This is a genomic window from Campylobacter sp. (assembly GCF_020024835.1).
Lineage (GTDB): Bacteria > Campylobacterota > Campylobacteria > Campylobacterales > Campylobacteraceae > Campylobacter_D.
In genome coordinates, this window is record NZ_JAHHTD010000011.1 from 1 (window position 1) to 15815 (window position 15815).

General features: G+C 26.9%; 16 protein-coding genes. 8 read left to right on the forward strand and 8 right to left on the reverse strand.

Translation table 11 applies throughout. The features are described 5' to 3' along the window. Positions 1 to 233: 233 nt before the first annotated feature. Both QZ429_RS03105 and rho read right to left on the reverse strand, forming a co-directional pair. A complete protein-coding gene (locus QZ429_RS03105) occupies positions 234 to 1769 on the reverse strand; it encodes a DNA polymerase III subunit gamma/tau (protein WP_291950925.1) in 1536 nt (511 codons plus the stop codon). A gap of 2 nt (positions 1770 to 1771) precedes the next feature. After that, positions 1772 to 3070 carry a transcription termination factor Rho gene (gene rho, locus QZ429_RS03110; protein WP_291950928.1) on the reverse strand — a complete coding sequence of 433 codons (1299 nt, stop codon included), beginning with the start codon at positions 3068 to 3070 and terminating at the stop codon, positions 1772 to 1774. Between the two features lie 183 nt (positions 3071 to 3253). Between rho and QZ429_RS03115 the strand changes: the two genes are divergently transcribed. Then, positions 3254 to 5602, forward strand: a complete 2349-nt coding sequence (locus QZ429_RS03115; protein WP_291950931.1) for a heavy metal translocating P-type ATPase — start codon at positions 3254 to 3256, stop codon at positions 5600 to 5602. Beyond that, entirely contained in the window at positions 5595 to 5810 is a 216-nt protein-coding gene (gene ccoS, locus QZ429_RS03120) for a cbb3-type cytochrome oxidase assembly protein CcoS (RefSeq protein WP_291950934.1), read from the forward strand. Before QZ429_RS03115 ends, ccoS begins: the two co-directional genes overlap by 8 nt. Before the next feature lie 11 nt (positions 5811 to 5821). Here the strand turns inward: ccoS and QZ429_RS03125 are convergent, their stop codons facing one another. Further along, positions 5822 to 6124: a cytochrome c gene (locus tag QZ429_RS03125; protein WP_291950939.1), complete on the reverse strand. Its 303-nt coding sequence runs from the start codon at positions 6122 to 6124 to the stop codon at positions 5822 to 5824. A gap of 101 nt (positions 6125 to 6225) precedes the next feature. On the opposite strand from QZ429_RS03125, the gene QZ429_RS03130 reads away from it, so the two are divergent. The 3 genes from QZ429_RS03130 to rfaE1 are packed head-to-tail and all read left to right on the forward strand — an operon-like array spanning position 6226 to position 9060. Continuing rightward, positions 6226 to 6741: an HAD family hydrolase gene (locus QZ429_RS03130; RefSeq protein ID WP_291950941.1), complete on the forward strand. Its 516-nt coding sequence runs from the start codon at positions 6226 to 6228 to the stop codon at positions 6739 to 6741. Further along, on the forward strand, positions 6738 to 7694 hold the full coding sequence (rfaD, locus tag QZ429_RS03135; protein ID WP_291950944.1) for an ADP-glyceromanno-heptose 6-epimerase: 957 nt from the start codon (positions 6738 to 6740) through the stop codon (positions 7692 to 7694). Before QZ429_RS03130 ends, rfaD begins: the two co-directional genes overlap by 4 nt. After that, positions 7687 to 9060 carry a D-glycero-beta-D-manno-heptose-7-phosphate kinase gene (gene rfaE1, locus QZ429_RS03140; protein ID WP_291950947.1) on the forward strand — a complete coding sequence of 458 codons (1374 nt, stop codon included), beginning with the start codon at positions 7687 to 7689 and terminating at the stop codon, positions 9058 to 9060. Before rfaD ends, rfaE1 begins: the two co-directional genes overlap by 8 nt. Positions 9061 to 9093: 33 nt before the next feature. Here the strand turns inward: rfaE1 and pyk are convergent, their stop codons facing one another. From pyk to QZ429_RS03165, 5 genes are all read right to left on the reverse strand, one after another. Further along, positions 9094 to 10545 (reverse strand): pyruvate kinase, encoded by a 1452-nt coding sequence (gene pyk / locus QZ429_RS03145; protein ID WP_291950950.1) that lies wholly within the window; start codon positions 10543 to 10545, stop codon positions 9094 to 9096. Between the two features lie 11 nt (positions 10546 to 10556). Beyond that, complete coding sequence (locus QZ429_RS03150; protein WP_291950952.1) at positions 10557 to 11903, reverse strand: FAD-dependent oxidoreductase; 1347 nt, start codon at positions 11901 to 11903, stop codon at positions 10557 to 10559. Positions 11904 to 12008: 105 nt separating this feature from the next. Further along, entirely contained in the window at positions 12009 to 12632 is a 624-nt protein-coding gene (locus tag QZ429_RS03155; protein WP_291950955.1) for a type III pantothenate kinase, read from the reverse strand. A 139-nt stretch (positions 12633 to 12771) separates the two neighbouring features. Further along, the gene (locus QZ429_RS03160; protein ID WP_291950958.1) at positions 12772 to 13767 is read right to left on the reverse strand and encodes a hypothetical protein; all 996 of its coding nucleotides are present in this window, start codon (positions 13765 to 13767) and stop codon (positions 12772 to 12774) included. Beyond that, positions 13768 to 14316 carry a hypothetical protein gene (locus QZ429_RS03165; RefSeq protein ID WP_291950961.1) on the reverse strand — a complete coding sequence of 183 codons (549 nt, stop codon included), beginning with the start codon at positions 14314 to 14316 and terminating at the stop codon, positions 13768 to 13770. It abuts the gene before it with no gap. Between the two features lie 167 nt (positions 14317 to 14483). Here QZ429_RS03165 and gatC point away from each other — a divergent pair, with 167 nt between their 5' ends. From gatC to QZ429_RS03180, 3 genes are read left to right on the forward strand one after another with little or no spacing between them, the layout of a single operon-like run. Further along, the gene (gene gatC, locus QZ429_RS03170; protein ID WP_291950964.1) at positions 14484 to 14771 is read left to right on the forward strand and encodes an Asp-tRNA(Asn)/Glu-tRNA(Gln) amidotransferase subunit GatC; all 288 of its coding nucleotides are present in this window, start codon (positions 14484 to 14486) and stop codon (positions 14769 to 14771) included. A 22-nt stretch (positions 14772 to 14793) separates the two neighbouring features. Then, a complete protein-coding gene (locus tag QZ429_RS03175; RefSeq protein ID WP_291950967.1) occupies positions 14794 to 15351 on the forward strand; it encodes a CvpA family protein in 558 nt (185 codons plus the stop codon). Between the two features lie 2 nt (positions 15352 to 15353). Continuing rightward, entirely contained in the window at positions 15354 to 15815 is a 462-nt protein-coding gene (locus tag QZ429_RS03180) for a Fur family transcriptional regulator (RefSeq protein WP_291950972.1), read from the forward strand.

Below are 15815 nucleotides of genomic sequence, written 5' to 3' on the forward strand. Positions count from 1 at the left end.
CGATAAAATATTTAATAAAATATTTAAGTATAAATTAACAAGGAATATATTTGCTGTTTTAATCAAATTTATCCTTTAAGAATATGACAAATTTATCATTGCAAGTGAAGATTTTAATTTTTATTGATAATATGCGTGTAATATCATAAATATTTATTTTAAATTTTTAAATATGATAAGAATAAGCAGAATATTAGTTTTTGTCTAAAAGAATAAAGGCTTGATTATTAGGATTAATTTAAAAATTTTGGAGAACCAAAGAGTTTATCAAGAGCTTCTTTGGTCTCGTCTTTTTGATTATATTTTTTTGCATCTTTTTTTAAGTTTTCGAAATGTTCATTTAAATTTGATTGTTTTTTTGTTTCTTGTATATGATGAGATTTAAATATATCTTGTAATTTTTCAGTTTGTGTGATATCAGTTTTTTGAATTTTAATTTGTGAATTTTCACCGAGAATTTCATAAAGTAAAGTTTTTATAAGTTTAAAACCATTGTTTAATATGACTCTATCTTCATTTTGAGCATTAGAACTTATACTAAGTATATTGTTTTCAAAAGAAATAAATTTAGTAGTTTTCTTAAAAATTTCAGCAAGTTCATAATCTCTTTTGTAGATACCTTGAAGTAATTTTTCATAAGCGTTTAATTTGTCTTCTTTAATAGGTAAAGGTGCGATTTGTTTTTCAATATTTGAATTCGAAGTATTTATAGGCTTATCTTCTTTGATTTTTAAAACTTCATCTATACTTTTTAAATGAGTTGCTTCTACTAACATAAATGTCATTACACAAAGTATAAAACTATCATTATCACTTGAATTTAGCATTGTTTTAGCACGAGCAAGTATCCTAAAAAATCTTTCGTATATTAAAATAGAAAAAAGGTTATTTTTAGCAAAAAAAGCTTCTTTTAAAAAAAAAATCATTTCATCTATAATATTATTTGCTTCATAATCTTCAAATTCTTTTAAAAAATCAAAAATTTTATCTTTATCATTAGCTAAAATAGCTTGATAAAATTCTTCGATCTTATTTGGATTTAAAAAACCTAGCATAGTAGTGATTTGATTAGTTTGTATATTATTTTGACAATATACAATAGCTTGATCAAGTAAGGTTAAAGTATCTCTTAATGAACCATTTCCACTTCTAGTAATTAATTTTAAAGCCTCTTTTTCATAACTAACTTGTTCTTGTTTTAATATCCATTCTAAGTGATTTAAAATCTCATGTTGAGAAATTTGTTTAAATCTAAAATGCTGTGTTCTTGATAAAACTGTTGCTGGTAATTTTAGCGGATCTGTTGTTGCAAGTATAAATTTAACATAGCTTGGAGGTTCTTCTAATGTTTTTAATAAAGCATTTGCAGCCTGTGGCGTGAGCATATGCACTTCATCAATAATAAAAATTTTAAATCTTGCTAAAGATGGAGCATATTTTACTTGTTCGATGAGTTCTTGTATATCTTCTAAACTTCTATGACTTGCCGCATCCATTTCTATAATATCTATATTAGTGCCATTTAAAGAAGAGACGCATTGAGAGCATTTTCCACAAGGATTTGCACTAGGACCTTTTTCACATACTAAGGCTCGAGAAAAAATTCTAGCACTTGAGGTCTTTCCGCTTCCTCTAAGCCCTGAAAATAGATAAGCGTGTGCTAAGCGATTATTTTCTAGAGCATATTTTAAACTAATAGAAACAGTATCTTGTCCTACTAATTCATTAAAATTCGTAGGTCTATATTTTATAGCTAAAGCTTGGAGCATAATTACTCATTCATAATAGATAATAATTCTTCATTACTTTTTGTTTTTAACATTTTTGAATATAAAAATTTTAGTGCTTCTATATCGTCCATTTGCGATATAGCTGATCTTATAGCCCAAATTTTTTGTAATTTTTCTACACCTTGAAGTAATTCTTCTTTTCTCGTTCCTGACTTGATAATATTAATTGCAGGATAGATTCTCCTATCTGAAATATTTCTATCTAAGACGATTTCACTATTTCCTGTGCCTTTAAATTCCTCAAATATTACTTCATCCATTCTTGAACCTGTTTCTATCAATGCTGTTGCTATGATAGTTAAAGAACCTCCATTTTCTATATTTCTTGCTGCACCAAAAAATCTTTTAGGTTTATGGAGTGCATTAGCATCAACACCACCGCTTAAAACTTTTCCGCTACTTGGTGTTGCAGTGTTATAAGCTCTTGCAAGTCTTGTGATTGAATCAAGCAGTATGATTACATCTTTACCAGTTTCTACCATTCTTTTAGCTTTTTCAATAACAAGCTCGGCTACTCGAACATGATTGTAAGCGGGCAAATCAAAAGTAGAGCTAAAAACTTCTCCTTTAACACATCTTTGCATATCAGTTACTTCCTCAGGTCTTTCATCTACTAACAATACTATTAAATGAGCTTCTGGATGGTTTTTTGCAATGGCTGCTGCTAACTCTTTCATAAGTTCAGTTTTACCTGTTCTTGGAGGGGCAACTATTAATCCTCTTTGGCCTTTTCCAATGGGTGAAAAAAGATCAAGCATTCTTCCAGTTAATTTTAAAGGATCATATTCTAATTTTATTTTTTCTGTTGGAAATATAGGTGTAAGATTGTCAAATAAAGGTCTTTCTCTTGCTTCTTTTAAAGGGAGATAGTTGATTGCTTCTATTTTTAGTAAAGCATAATATTTTTCTTGATCTTTTGGTTCTCTTACTTGCCCTGTTACAATATCTCCGACACGTAGAGCAAATTTTCGAATTTGTGAATTTGATACATAAGCATCATTTACGCTATCACTTAAATTTGAATCCATTCCTCTTAAAAATCCATAACCTTCTGAAGAAATTTCTAAAATTCCTGTAAAGAGTATGAAGCCACCTTTTTTTGTTTGAGCTTTTAAGATTTCAAATATAAGATCTTGCCTACGAAATTCTCTAGGGTTTTCTATTTCGGCTTCGTTGGCTATTTTGATAAGATTTTCTAGATCGAGTAGTTTTAAATCCTCTATTTTATAACCTTCAACTGGAATGTGAGTTCTTTGATGTTGTTTTCTTTCTTTTTCCATATATCCTCATAAATGTAGAAAATGTAGTATTTAATAACGTAATATTAAGATTTTATTAAAAAAAATACTTTTTTGTCAAATTTCTAAAATTATATTCTATATTTGTAAATATATTTTAAAAGTTTTGATACTTATAAAAAATGTTAAAATATTCTTTAAGATATTTATGTTGAAAGATATATGATGAGATGCAAACATTGTCGCTTAGATTTTAAACAAGAACAGATGATAAAATTTAATGATAATTATTTTTGTTGCAATGGGTGTCAAAGTGTATATAAAATTTTGTATGATAGTGGTTTAGAAGAATTTTATGATAAGCTTGGAAATCAAACTTTAAATCCTATTAAGCTTAAATATGAACATAAAGATTATCAAAAATATATCACAAAAACAAAAGATGATTTGAGTGAAATTTTTTTACTCATAGAGGATATTCATTGTGCTGCTTGTATTTGGTTAAATGAAAAAATTTTAATTAGAAATGATGGTGTGGTAGAAGTTGATATAAATTCAATCACGTATAAAGCAAGAATTGTATTTGATGAAAATATTATTTCTTTAGAAAAAATAATTCAATGTATAGAATGCATAGGTTATAAAGTTAATATTTATTGTCCTACTAAAGTTGAAGAAAAAGCTATACAGACAAAAAGAGAATTTTATGCAAAATTGATTGTTTCTATTGCTTGTGTAATGAATATTATGTGGATTTCTGTTGCTAAATATGCAGGTTTTTTTAGTGGTATGGAGAAAGAAACTAAGGATATATTGCATTTTGCTGAATTTTTACTTTGCACTCCGGTTCTTTTTTATACAGGATCTGTTTTTTATAAAAGTGCTTATTATGCGTTGAAAATTAAAAGTATCAATATGGATACCTTAGTAATTATTGGTGCAAATTTAGCTTATATTTATTCTATATGGGCTATGTTTTCAAGAAATGCACAGGTATATTTTGATTCTGTTGCTATGATAATTTGTTTTGTATTTATTGGTAAGTATTTAGAGATTTTAAGTAAAAAAAGAGCCATTGATGCTTTGGATCATTTAAGGTCTTTTTTATCAACACAAGTTAGAGTTTTAAAAGATAAGGAATTTCAAAATTATAATGTTGAAGATGTAAAAATTGGAGATATCATTGAGCTTAAAGAAGGGGATAAAATTTTAATTGATGGTGTGTGTATAAGTGGCAATGCAAGCTTGGATATTTCCAGTTTGAGTGGAGAAAGTGCTCCAAAAGACGTTCAAAAAAATGATGAAATATATTCAGCTTCTTTAGTATTGAGTGGGACTATTTTATATGAGTGCAAAACTTTATATCAAGATTCAAAATTAGCAAGAATTATATCACTGCTTGAAAATTCAAGTTCAAAAAAGGCAAAAATAGAAAAAATCATAGGGCAAATCAGTAAATATTTTTCTCCTATTATATTATTTTTTGCATTATTATGTTTTTTATATACTTTTTTTATATTAAATCTTAATTTTGAAGAAGCTATGATAAGAATGGTGTCTGTATTGATAATAGCTTGTCCGTGCGCTTTAGCTCTTGCAACCCCAGTTAGTTCTTTAGCAGCTATAAATACTGCTTTAAAAGAAAAAATTTTATTTAAAGAAACTGGAGTTGTGGAGGATCTTAGTAAATGCAATGTTGTGGTATTTGATAAAACAGGAGTTTTAACAAAATCAAATTTAGAAGTTATAAATTTTTTTTATGATGATAAATTAGATAAAAATGAGTTAATAAATTTTTTATATTTGACAAATCATCCTATAGCAAAAAGTATTTTAAGTTTTTTAAGAAACGATGTTTATAAAAGACTTGAATTTGAAAAAATTCAAAATATTCAAGCAAGGGGCTATAAAGCTTATTTAAATCAAGATGAATTTATAGGTGGAAATGAGAAATTTTTAAAAGAAAACAATGTAAAAGTTAAATCATTTAACTGCACTCATTTTATTTTTGCCAAAAATGGCAGTGTTTTAGCTATTTTTGAGCTTGAAAACAATATAAGAAATGATGCCAAAGAACTTATAAATTTTTTAAAAGAACAAAAATTTAAAATCCATATGCTAACAGGAGATAACGAATTTGCTGCTAAAAAAGTCGCTTCTATTTTAGGTATAAATCAATTTCAACATTCTTGTATGCCTGAGGATAAGCTAAATTATATCTTAAATATGAATTTAAAAAATAAGGTTTTGATGGTTGGAGATGGAGTAAATGATGCATTAGCACTTTCTCATGCAGCAGTTGGAATTTCATTAAAGGAAGGATCGGCTTTGGCAATTGAAAATAGTGATATTATTTTACTTAAAAATGATTTGAAAAGTTTAGAAAGAAGTATTGTTATTGCAAAAAAAACTTATAAAATCATTAAACAGAATTTAGCATTTTCATTGTGTTATAATATTTGCACTATACCGCTTGCATTTTTAGGTTTGATTAATCCGCTTGTAGCAGCTTTATCAATGTCTTTTAGTAGTTTGATTGTGATTTTAAATGCTTTAAGGATTAAAAATGAATAGTGTTTTAATGATGATGATAGGTGTATCTTTGTTTGTTTTATTTTTAGCAATTTGTGCTTTGTTATGGGGTATAAAAAATAAGCAATTTGACGATGATTATAAATTTATAATATTAAATGATAGTGAAGAAACACTAAAAGATGCAATCATTCTAGAGAAAAGAAAAAAGGACATTTTAGAAGATAAAAAAAATCAAAAACAGCCCTAAGGCTGTTTTAATTATTTTAGAGTTTCAATATATGCTTCAATAGCTTTGAAATCATCTTCTGTTAAACCTTTAAGGTTTATTTTCATAATAGCACCTTGACCATAAGCATTTCTCTTGCCTTCTGAATATTCTTTCATATATTTCAATCTTTCAGCACTTGATAAAGAATTTAGTGCAGGAACTTTGTTAAGATACATTTTTTCTGCTTTTGCACCATGACAAGCTGCGCATTTTTTATACAACGCGGCACCATCTGCTGCATAAGTAGAAACCCCAAGACATGCTAATACTGATAAAGTAACTAATTTTTTCATTTTAAGACTCCTTAAATAAAATACTCATAATTATAAACTTTTTTCATTTAATAATCTTTAAATTATAAAAATCTTAGTAAAAATACATTATAATTTTTATTATGAAAAAACAAGCGTTATTTTTAGATAGAGATGGTGTCATCAATATAGATAAAAAATATGTTCATAAAATTGAGGATTTTGAATTTTGTGAGGGAATTTTTGAGCTTTGTGAATATTTTTTATCAAAAGATTATTTAATTTGTGTAGTAACTAATCAATCAGGCATAGCAAGAGGATATTATACAGAAGAAGATTTTGAGATTTTAAGTATTTATATGATGAATGAATTTTTAAAAAAAGGTATTAAGATAGAAAAAATTTATCATTGTCCTCATTTAGATAATTGTGAATGTCGTAAGCCAAAACCAGCAATGCTTTTAAAAGCTAAAGAGGAATTTGGTATTGATATGAGTAAATCTTTTTTTATTGGAGACAATCTAAGTGATATGGAAGCAGGTGTTAATGCAAATATAAAAAATCTTTTTTTAATTAATGAAAAATATACGAGCAATAAAAAATTTAAAGTTTTTGATAATTTAAATGCATTGTTAAAATATCTAAAGGAAATAAAATGAAAGTGGTGATTACAGGTGGTGCAGGTTTTATAGGTTCAGCACTTGCTTTGAAACTTCAAGAGCAAAATCATGAAATTTTAATTATTGATAAGATGCGTTCTAATGCTAAATTCGAAAATGGAAATTTGGAAAGTTTTGGGCATTTTAAGAATTTACTTGATTTTAAGGGTGAGCTTTATGTGGGAGATATTAATGATTATCAAACATTTGAGCTTATTAGAGATTTCAAACCTGAAGTTATTTTTCATAAGGCTGCTATTTCTGACACCACGGTTTATGATCAGACTAAAGTTTTAGCAACTAATCTCAATACTTTTAAACAATTTATACAATTATCTTTAAAATTAAATGCAAAATTAATTTATGCAAGTTCAGCTTCTGTTTATGGTGATGCTTTAAGTCCGCAGATAGTTGGAAAAGGAGAAAATCCTAAGAATCCTTATGCTTTTTCAAAATTAATGATGGATAATCTTGCACAAAAGTATTTTGATAAAATGCATATAGTAGGACTTAGATATTTTAATGTTTATGGCAAGGGTGAGTATTATAAAAATACTACCGCATCGATGGTTTTGCAATTTGGTTTGCAAATTTTGTCAAATAAAAATCCTCGTTTATTTAAAGGAAGTGATAAAATATATCGTGATTTTGTTTATATAAAAGATGTAATAAATGCTAATTTATGTTCTTTAAATGCTAAAAGTGGTGTTTATAATGTTGCTACTTCAGTGCCAAGAACTTTCCAAGATATAGTTGATATTTTACAAGTTAAACTCTGCACAAATTTAACGTGTGAGTATATTGAAAATCCATATTCTAAAGCATATCAATTTCATACTCAAGCACAGCTTAATGAAGATTTTGCCTATAAACCTCAATTTAGCTTAGAAAATGGAATCGAAGACTATTTACCCGAGATTAAAAGAATTTTTGAAAAGGAAATAAATGCTTGATTTTTTGTGTTCTAAAAGCCCAAAAATCTTGGTTGTTGGGGATTTTATGATAGATCATTATGTATGGTGTGATTGTACTAAAATTTCTCCTGAAGCACCGGTGTTGGTTATGAAAAGTATTCAAGAAGATAAGAGACTTGGTGGTGCTGGAAATGTTTATGCTAATTTGCAAAGCTTAGGTGCAAAAGTGTTTGCTCTAGGTGTAATAGGCAATGATGAAAATGGTAAAATTTTACAAGAGAAATTAAATGGTAAATTTTTTATAGAAAAAAATAGAAAAACTCCTTTAAAAACAAGAATTTTATCTCATTCTCAACAAGTATTAAGAATTGATGATGAAGATGATTTTGATACTACATTAGAAATACAAATAATCCAAGAATTTAAAAATATTGCCAAAAATTTTGATGCAGTGATTTTAAGTGATTATGCAAAAGGAAATTTAAGTAAAAATATTTGCCAAGAATTAATAAATTATGCAAATATTTTAAATATTCCTATATTAATAGATCCAAAGGGTATAGATTTTAGTAAATATAAAAATGCTACCTTGCTTACACCAAATAAAAAAGAAGCTTCAGAAGTATTGAAAATCAATACTTTAGATAAAGACAATTTAGAGTTTGCAATAAAAAAACTAAAAGATGATTTAAATTTAGTTTATTCAATTATTACTTTATCAGAAGAAGGTATAGCTTTATTTGATAATAAATTAAGAATTATTCCTGCTAAAGCATTAGAAGTTTATGATGTTACAGGAGCTGGAGATAGCGTAATAGCTATGCTTGCTTTTGCACTTGCTTTGAAGGTGGATATTTTCAAAGCGTGTGAATTTGCTAATAAAGCAGCCGCAGTTGTGGTATCAAAAATAGGTAGTGTTAGCGTGAGTTTTGATGAAATTAAAAATTTAGAAAAAGCATCATTTTTTGAGAAAATTAAAACTAAAGAAGAATTAAGTGATTTAATTAAAGATAAAAAAGTTGTATTTAGCAATGGTTGCTTTGATATTTTGCATTTTGGACACATTAAATATCTTGAAAAAGCTAAAAAAATGGGGCAAATTTTAATTGTAGGATTAAATTCAGATCAAAGTGTTAAAAAATTGAAAGGTCAAGATAGGCCAATTAATTGTGAAAACGAGAGAGCGTGTATGCTTGCAAGTTTATATTTTGTAGATTATGTTGTAATTTTTGATGATGAGACACCATATGAGTTAATACGATATTTAAAGCCTGATATTTTAGTTAAGGGGGCTGATTATAAAAATAAAACAATTGTTGGTTCAGATTTAGTAAAAAAAGTTGAACTGATAGATTTTGAAGATGGTTTTAGCACTAGTAACATAATAAAAAGGATAAAAAATTAATTTTTGAAATTTAGTAGTAATTTTAAGTTTAGCTTATTTTGCTAAACTTAAATAATATTCAATTTGCTCTTTTTGTAAAATTCTTATGAGATTTGTGCTTCCTGCAACTCCTATAGGAAATCCAGCTGTGAGTGTATAAACTCCATCTTTGTGCATTAATCCTTTTTCTATTCCAAGTTTTACTGAATTACTAATAAGTTCGGTTAAATTTTCATGTTTTTCTATAAGAATTGCTGGTTGAACTCCCCAAACTATACTTAAAAAATTTAAAGCCTTTTTTGAATGTGTAATAGCAATAATATCCATCTTAGGTCTATATCTTGCAGTTTTGATTGCTGAAGAACCACTACTTGTGAGTGTAAAAATAGCATCAGCATTAAGATTGGTAGCTAGTTGAGTATTTGATTTAGCGACTATATCAGTTTCGTTAAAGCATTTAAAATTTTCAAATTTTTCATAAGGATAATTTTTTTCAGTTTCTATAATGGTTTGAGTCATAATATCTACTGCATTTGCAGGATCAATACCTACAGCACTTTCTTCACTAAGCATAACTGCATCGGTGCCATCTAAAACTGCATTTGCAACATCTGAAATTTCAGCTCTAGTTGCAGTTTTTGATTTAGCTAATGAAAAAAGCATTTGAGTTGCAGTGATTACTGGTTTGTTAGCCTCATTAGCTTTTCTTATAATTAGTTTTTGTATATTTGGAACCTTATAATAAGGCACTTCTATACCTAAATCTCCTCTAGCTACCATTATTCCATCACTTGAGCTTATAATCTCATCAATGTTTTCAACCGCATCAAATTTCTCTATTTTTGCAAATATAGCTATTTTTGCATTATTTTCATTTAATATTTTTTTGACTTCGTCAATATCGTGTGCATTTTGCACAAAAGATATGGCGATAAAATCTACATCGTTTTTTATCCCCCAAGCTAAATCATCTTTGTCTTTTTGGGTAATTACATCAATGTTTATTTTAGTATTTGGAAAATTAATACCTTTATTTGAGCTAAGTATGCCATTGTTTTCAACTCGTGTTTGTATGAAATTTTCATTTATTTGTGTTACTTTTGTTTTAATAGAACCATCGCATAAATATATGTATTCTCCAACTTTTAACATAGATAGAATTTCTGGATGATTAATACATACTTTATAGTGATTTTCACATAAACGCTCTCCTTTAAAATTATATTTATAAAAATCAAGCGTATCATTTGCTTTTAGCTCAAAGGTTTGTGGAATTTCTAAGGTTCTAATTTTTGGACCACTTATATCTTGTAAAATTCCAACTCTAGCGTTAAGTTCAAGAGCTATTTTTCTGATTGTATTTAAATTTTTACTATGATATTGATGTGTCCCATGTGAGAAATTTAAACGGAAAACATTTACTCCATTTATTATCATTTGCCTTATTACAGATTCATCTTCACTTGCTGGTCCTATTGTAGCAACTATTTTTGTTTTTTTAAGCATACCAATCCTTTTTATAATAATTCAGTGGAAAACAAATCTTCATTAAAATCTGCACCTAAGTATTGACATATTAATTTTGTATCTCTTTGAGCATTACCAAGACAGCTCGTTGCACCAGGACTTGGAGTCATATTAAATATAATGCCAGGGATTTCTGTGATACTAGCTTCTCCAAGAATTAATTCTCCAGTTTTTTTATCTAATACTTGAGGTCTGACTCCACCAAAATTTTTAGCATAATAAATATCATCAATCTTTAAACTAGGCACAATTTTTTTTGCATTTTTTATAAAAAGTTTTTTATTTATGTAAGGAATTTCAAATAAATAATTATAAAGAATATAATTTCTAATAGTAGAATCTTTAAATAAATTTAAGCATATTTTAATGATATTCATATCTAAATTAAGGGTTTTAAAAAATTCAGGTAAAGATTTAAGCCCATGATAACGTTCAAGCATAGGAATAACTAAAGCTGTCGGTCCAAAACGAGTGTTCATATTTGCTAATAAATCAGGATCACCATGGAGTGCGGCAAAAGGTAATTTTGGATTTTGAACCATATATACTTTTCCATTTAAAATTTTTCTTTTTGATAAATAAAAACTGCCAGCTACTGGAAAACAAGATTTATCTAGTCCAACTTGCATTTTATGTGCTAAAAACAATGAATGAGCTCCAGCATTAACCACTATAGATTTTGCAGTGTATTCTTTAAAATCAGTAGTTTTTACATAAAAAATATCATCTTTTTTTTCTATAAATGCAACTTCTTGATTGAAAGCAATATGTGTATTTTTACCTTGTTTGCATGCTTGTTCTATAAGATTTTGACTCATTAGACCAAAATCAACTGTGGTATAAATCGCACCAGCTTCAACGCCCATTGCAACTATTTCATCGGCTCTATCAGCATTAGCATACTCATTTAAGACGACATTTGGCTCGATTTTTTTAATTTCTTCTTTATTATAGAATTTAATGTATGGATATAAATTTTTTATTTCTTCATATCTATTTTTCATATAATTACACTCTGTATATCCAACTCCAAGAGCTAATTTTTGATGTGAATACATAAATTTATTTTGAGCATTTTGTAAAATACCATATTTTACTATCATATCTGCAGTTTTTTTAACTTTTATTGCTTTTTCTAACGTATAATTTGTTTCTATATCGCCACAATGAATTGTTTGAGAATTGCTAGTTCCATGGCTATTTAATGTTGCTGCACTAGAATATTTTTCTAATAATGCAATATTTTGTATATTGGTATATCTAGCCAATTCATAAAACGTAGCAGCTCCAGATATACCAGCACCAACCACTATAACATCAAAATGTTTTTGATTCATCGTCAATTATTCCTTTGCCTTTTTTAGTTATATGATAGCAAAATATAATTGTTTTGAGTTTAAATTAAACTTATAAATTTTTATAATAGATTAGGATAGATAAAATTATAATTTATAATTTTCATCAACAACTTTTTTCATACCTCTAAAGATCAACAATTTGTCATAAATAGCATAATCAAAAAAATTAGCTAAGAATTGTCCATCTCCACCTGTAAAATATAGTTTCTTATTATATGCACAATCCTTGATTAACAAATAAATACTTTTAAAAGTTCCATAGCTTAGAGCATCTATTGTTTTTTGTGGAAAGGCGTCAAAATTTATTTGAGTATTTAATTCGTGTTTTAATTTTGATGAAATATTTGCAAAGGAGCTTTTGTAGCTTTCTATTCCCGGTAATATAAAACCCCCAAGATGGATAAAATTAGAGACAATATCAACCGTAATTGCTGAACCAGCATCAACTATAACTCCATCTTCTATTGTGTAGCATGCAGCAATTCTATCTATGCCTAAATTTTTATAAATTGTATCAAAATTGAAATACGGAGCTAAATCAATAAATAAGGGATGATTTTTTAGCTTTTGATTTAAATTAGGATTTACATTAATGTAAAATATTTTCTGTGTAGGTTCGTATTTTAGAAATTGGTCTATGCTCATAGAATAAAATTTTTGTTTATCTAAAAAATTTGCGGTTGTATTGCCAATATCACACAAAAGCATAGTTTTTAATTCCTTTTGATTTTAAGTAGCCTTGTTGCCTTGAAATAAGTTATTATTTTTTATAAAAAAGATATTCTGTTTAATCTTAAAGCTAACCTGATATTTAATTAATATATTGGAATTTTGCTTCATCGTAATATCATTTAAGCTGTAAAACTTTATCACTATAAAAAAACTTATTTTGTTTCATAAAACTTTTTTTATCAACAGCATCATTGAATTTATATACAACAAAATTATTTAAATTTGAATTGATTTTAATTAAATAACCAGTTTTTTCAAAAACATATAGGAAATTGTTATAAAAAGTGCTTTTTGAAAATAATGCAAATTGGAACTTATTTTCATCAATTATTCTAAGATTGAAGTCTGTTTTGATAATTTTTCCATCTTTTGTAAGAATGAATATTTCTTTGTTACCTATAGTAACTTCTTTTATATCTTCATTAAAATGTAAAGTTCTTTTTGGAGTAACAACGATGACTTTTTTACCTGTTGCAGCAATCATTCGATCATCTTTTATATCAAGATAGATAACATTATTAAAAAATTCTTCATTACTTACTACGATCTCTCGTATAATTTTCAATGTACTTTTATTAACTACAGCAAGTTTTCCATTTAGCATAGGATATATAATAATAGTATTTAAAAATTGTGGGTTTGCAAAACGACTATCTTGAGCATAGGAATTACCAAGATTTTGAATCATTTTTACACCCAAGTTTTTATTAGCATAAACGAGAGTATTGCTAGCTAAAACTAAAGCAATATCATCTCCATCTACATTTGCCGCAACAACACTTTCGCTAAATTTATATGAAAATAGTTCATTATTTTTCATATCTAAAATTTTAAAATTTCCATTATCATCAGCAGTTAGAATTTCGTTTTGATAAATATTGACTATTTGATAATTTTTGTTAAGTTTAAAGTTGATTACTTCGCCAAAATCATTTATAAAAGCGTTATTGCTCAATTGAGCTACATTATTGTTAAAATCTATAATTTTACCTTGAATATTTTTAGTTTGTAAAATTGTCGATTCAATTTTAGTTGGTTGATAATATTCTCTTTTAGTGCTACAAGCAACAAAAAATAATAAAGCCATAAAGAAAATGAAAAAATGCTTCATTTATAACCCTTGATAGTGTTTTAAGCTTGTTACAAGTTGCCACAATGGAGAACTTAAAGGTATCTTTGCAAATTCTATGTCAGCGTTTTTAAAATCATTATTTTTTAAGAAAGTGTAAGCATCAAGCAAGATATTGTAATCTTTTAAAAAATCAGAACTTTGATTATTTTGAGCCAATATAATTTGTTTTAGTAAAGGATCTAAATTTAGTTTTATAGTTTGATTTAAATCAAGCGGACTTGATGTACTCATTAAAAATATAGTGTATAAATTAGGATTTTTAGTTTTTAATTCTTCTAAATTGTTTGTATTTTTAGGATCTTTTAGTAAAGAAGTAAAAATTATATTGCTTTCTTGTATGTTCTTTTCTTCATTATAATTTGTAATAAAAATTATTAAAAAATATATACTTATGATAGCTAATAAACCTATAATATAATTTTTATATTTCTTTATAAAACGCTCGCTTCTTATAAATTTTTCTATCATCTGTTCTTGGGAATTTAATTTATTTTTTGTGGTTTGTTGTGAGTTTTCTTTTAAATTCATTTTTTATCCCTAAATATTTTATTAAAGTAACAATTTTTAAACACTTTTTTAGTTTTAACAAAAGTAATTGTAGCACATAAAGATGAAAAAATAAAATATTTTATGTTATAATTTTCAGAGTAAGAAATAGGACAATATAAAGCTTACTATTAATTTTAGGGTGTGCGATGCAAGTAAATGATGAATTATTAACTAAACTTGAAAAACTTAGTGCTTTAAAAATATCTAAAGAAAAAAGAAAAGAATTAGAACAGCAACTTGAGCAAATAGTTGATTTTGTTCAAAAATTAGATGAATTGAAGCTTGATGGTATGGAAGTGATTACTAATACAACTTTAGGTGGAACTCCTCTTAGAGAGGATAAAAGTTATAAACATAGTGTAATTGAGATTGTCAGCAAATATGCTCCAAAATCCCAAGATGGTTTTTTTATTGTTCCAAAGATTATAGAATAATTTTTAAGTGAGAGTTTTAGTTATGGAAAATTTTATGTGGTTTGATATTTTTATAATAGGATTAACCTTGATTTTAGGTTTAAAAGGTTTAGTAAGTGGTCTTTTTAAAGAAATATTTGGTTTGCTTGGTATAGTTGGCGGTGTTTTAGTTGCTTCAAGATATGCTAAAGAGGTAGCAAATATTATTGATAAAAATTTTTATGAAATTCAAAATGAAAATTTAGCTGTATTTGCTGGTTTTTTAATTTTGCTTATTGTAATTTGGGTTGTATGTTTAATCATCGGCAATATTTTGTCAAAGCTATTTAGCTTAAGCGGACTTGGATTTATTGATAAAATCGGTGGCTTTTTATTTGGCGGAGCTAAGATATTTTTAATTTTTGCTATATTAGTCGCATGCATTAGTAATATAGAATTTCTAAGAGTAAATTTAGATAAATATACTCAAGGTAGTCATACGTTAAAAATACTCAGATCAACTGGTGATTTTATAATGAATACCGATTTTACGCAAAATAACTTAGAAAAGATAGGAAGTCAGATTAAAGATTCGAATTTGAGTTTATCGCCGGAGTTTTGATAATGCAGATTGAAAATATAGAATATGATGTTTTGCTTGAACGTTTCAAGAGAACGCTTAGAAGTAGTGGTTTAAAATATACCAAACAAAGAGAAATTTTACTTAAGACTTTGTATCATAGTGAAAAACATTATACTCCTGAAAGTTTATATGTTGAGATTAAGCAGAGTAATCCAGAGTTAAATGTTGGTATAGCAACAGTGTATAGAACTTTAAATTTATTAGAAGATTCTGGTATGGCAACTTCTATTTCCTTTGGAGCTTCTGGAAAAAAATTTGAACTTGCAAATAAGCCTCATCACGATCATTTAATTTGTAAGAATTGTGGTGAAATTGTTGAATTTGAAAATACTATCATTGAACAACAACAAATGCTGATTGCAAAAGAATACAATTTTAAATTAACAGGTCATTTAATGCAGCTTTATGGTCTTTGTCCAAAGTGTAATGCAAAAAAAGGTTGA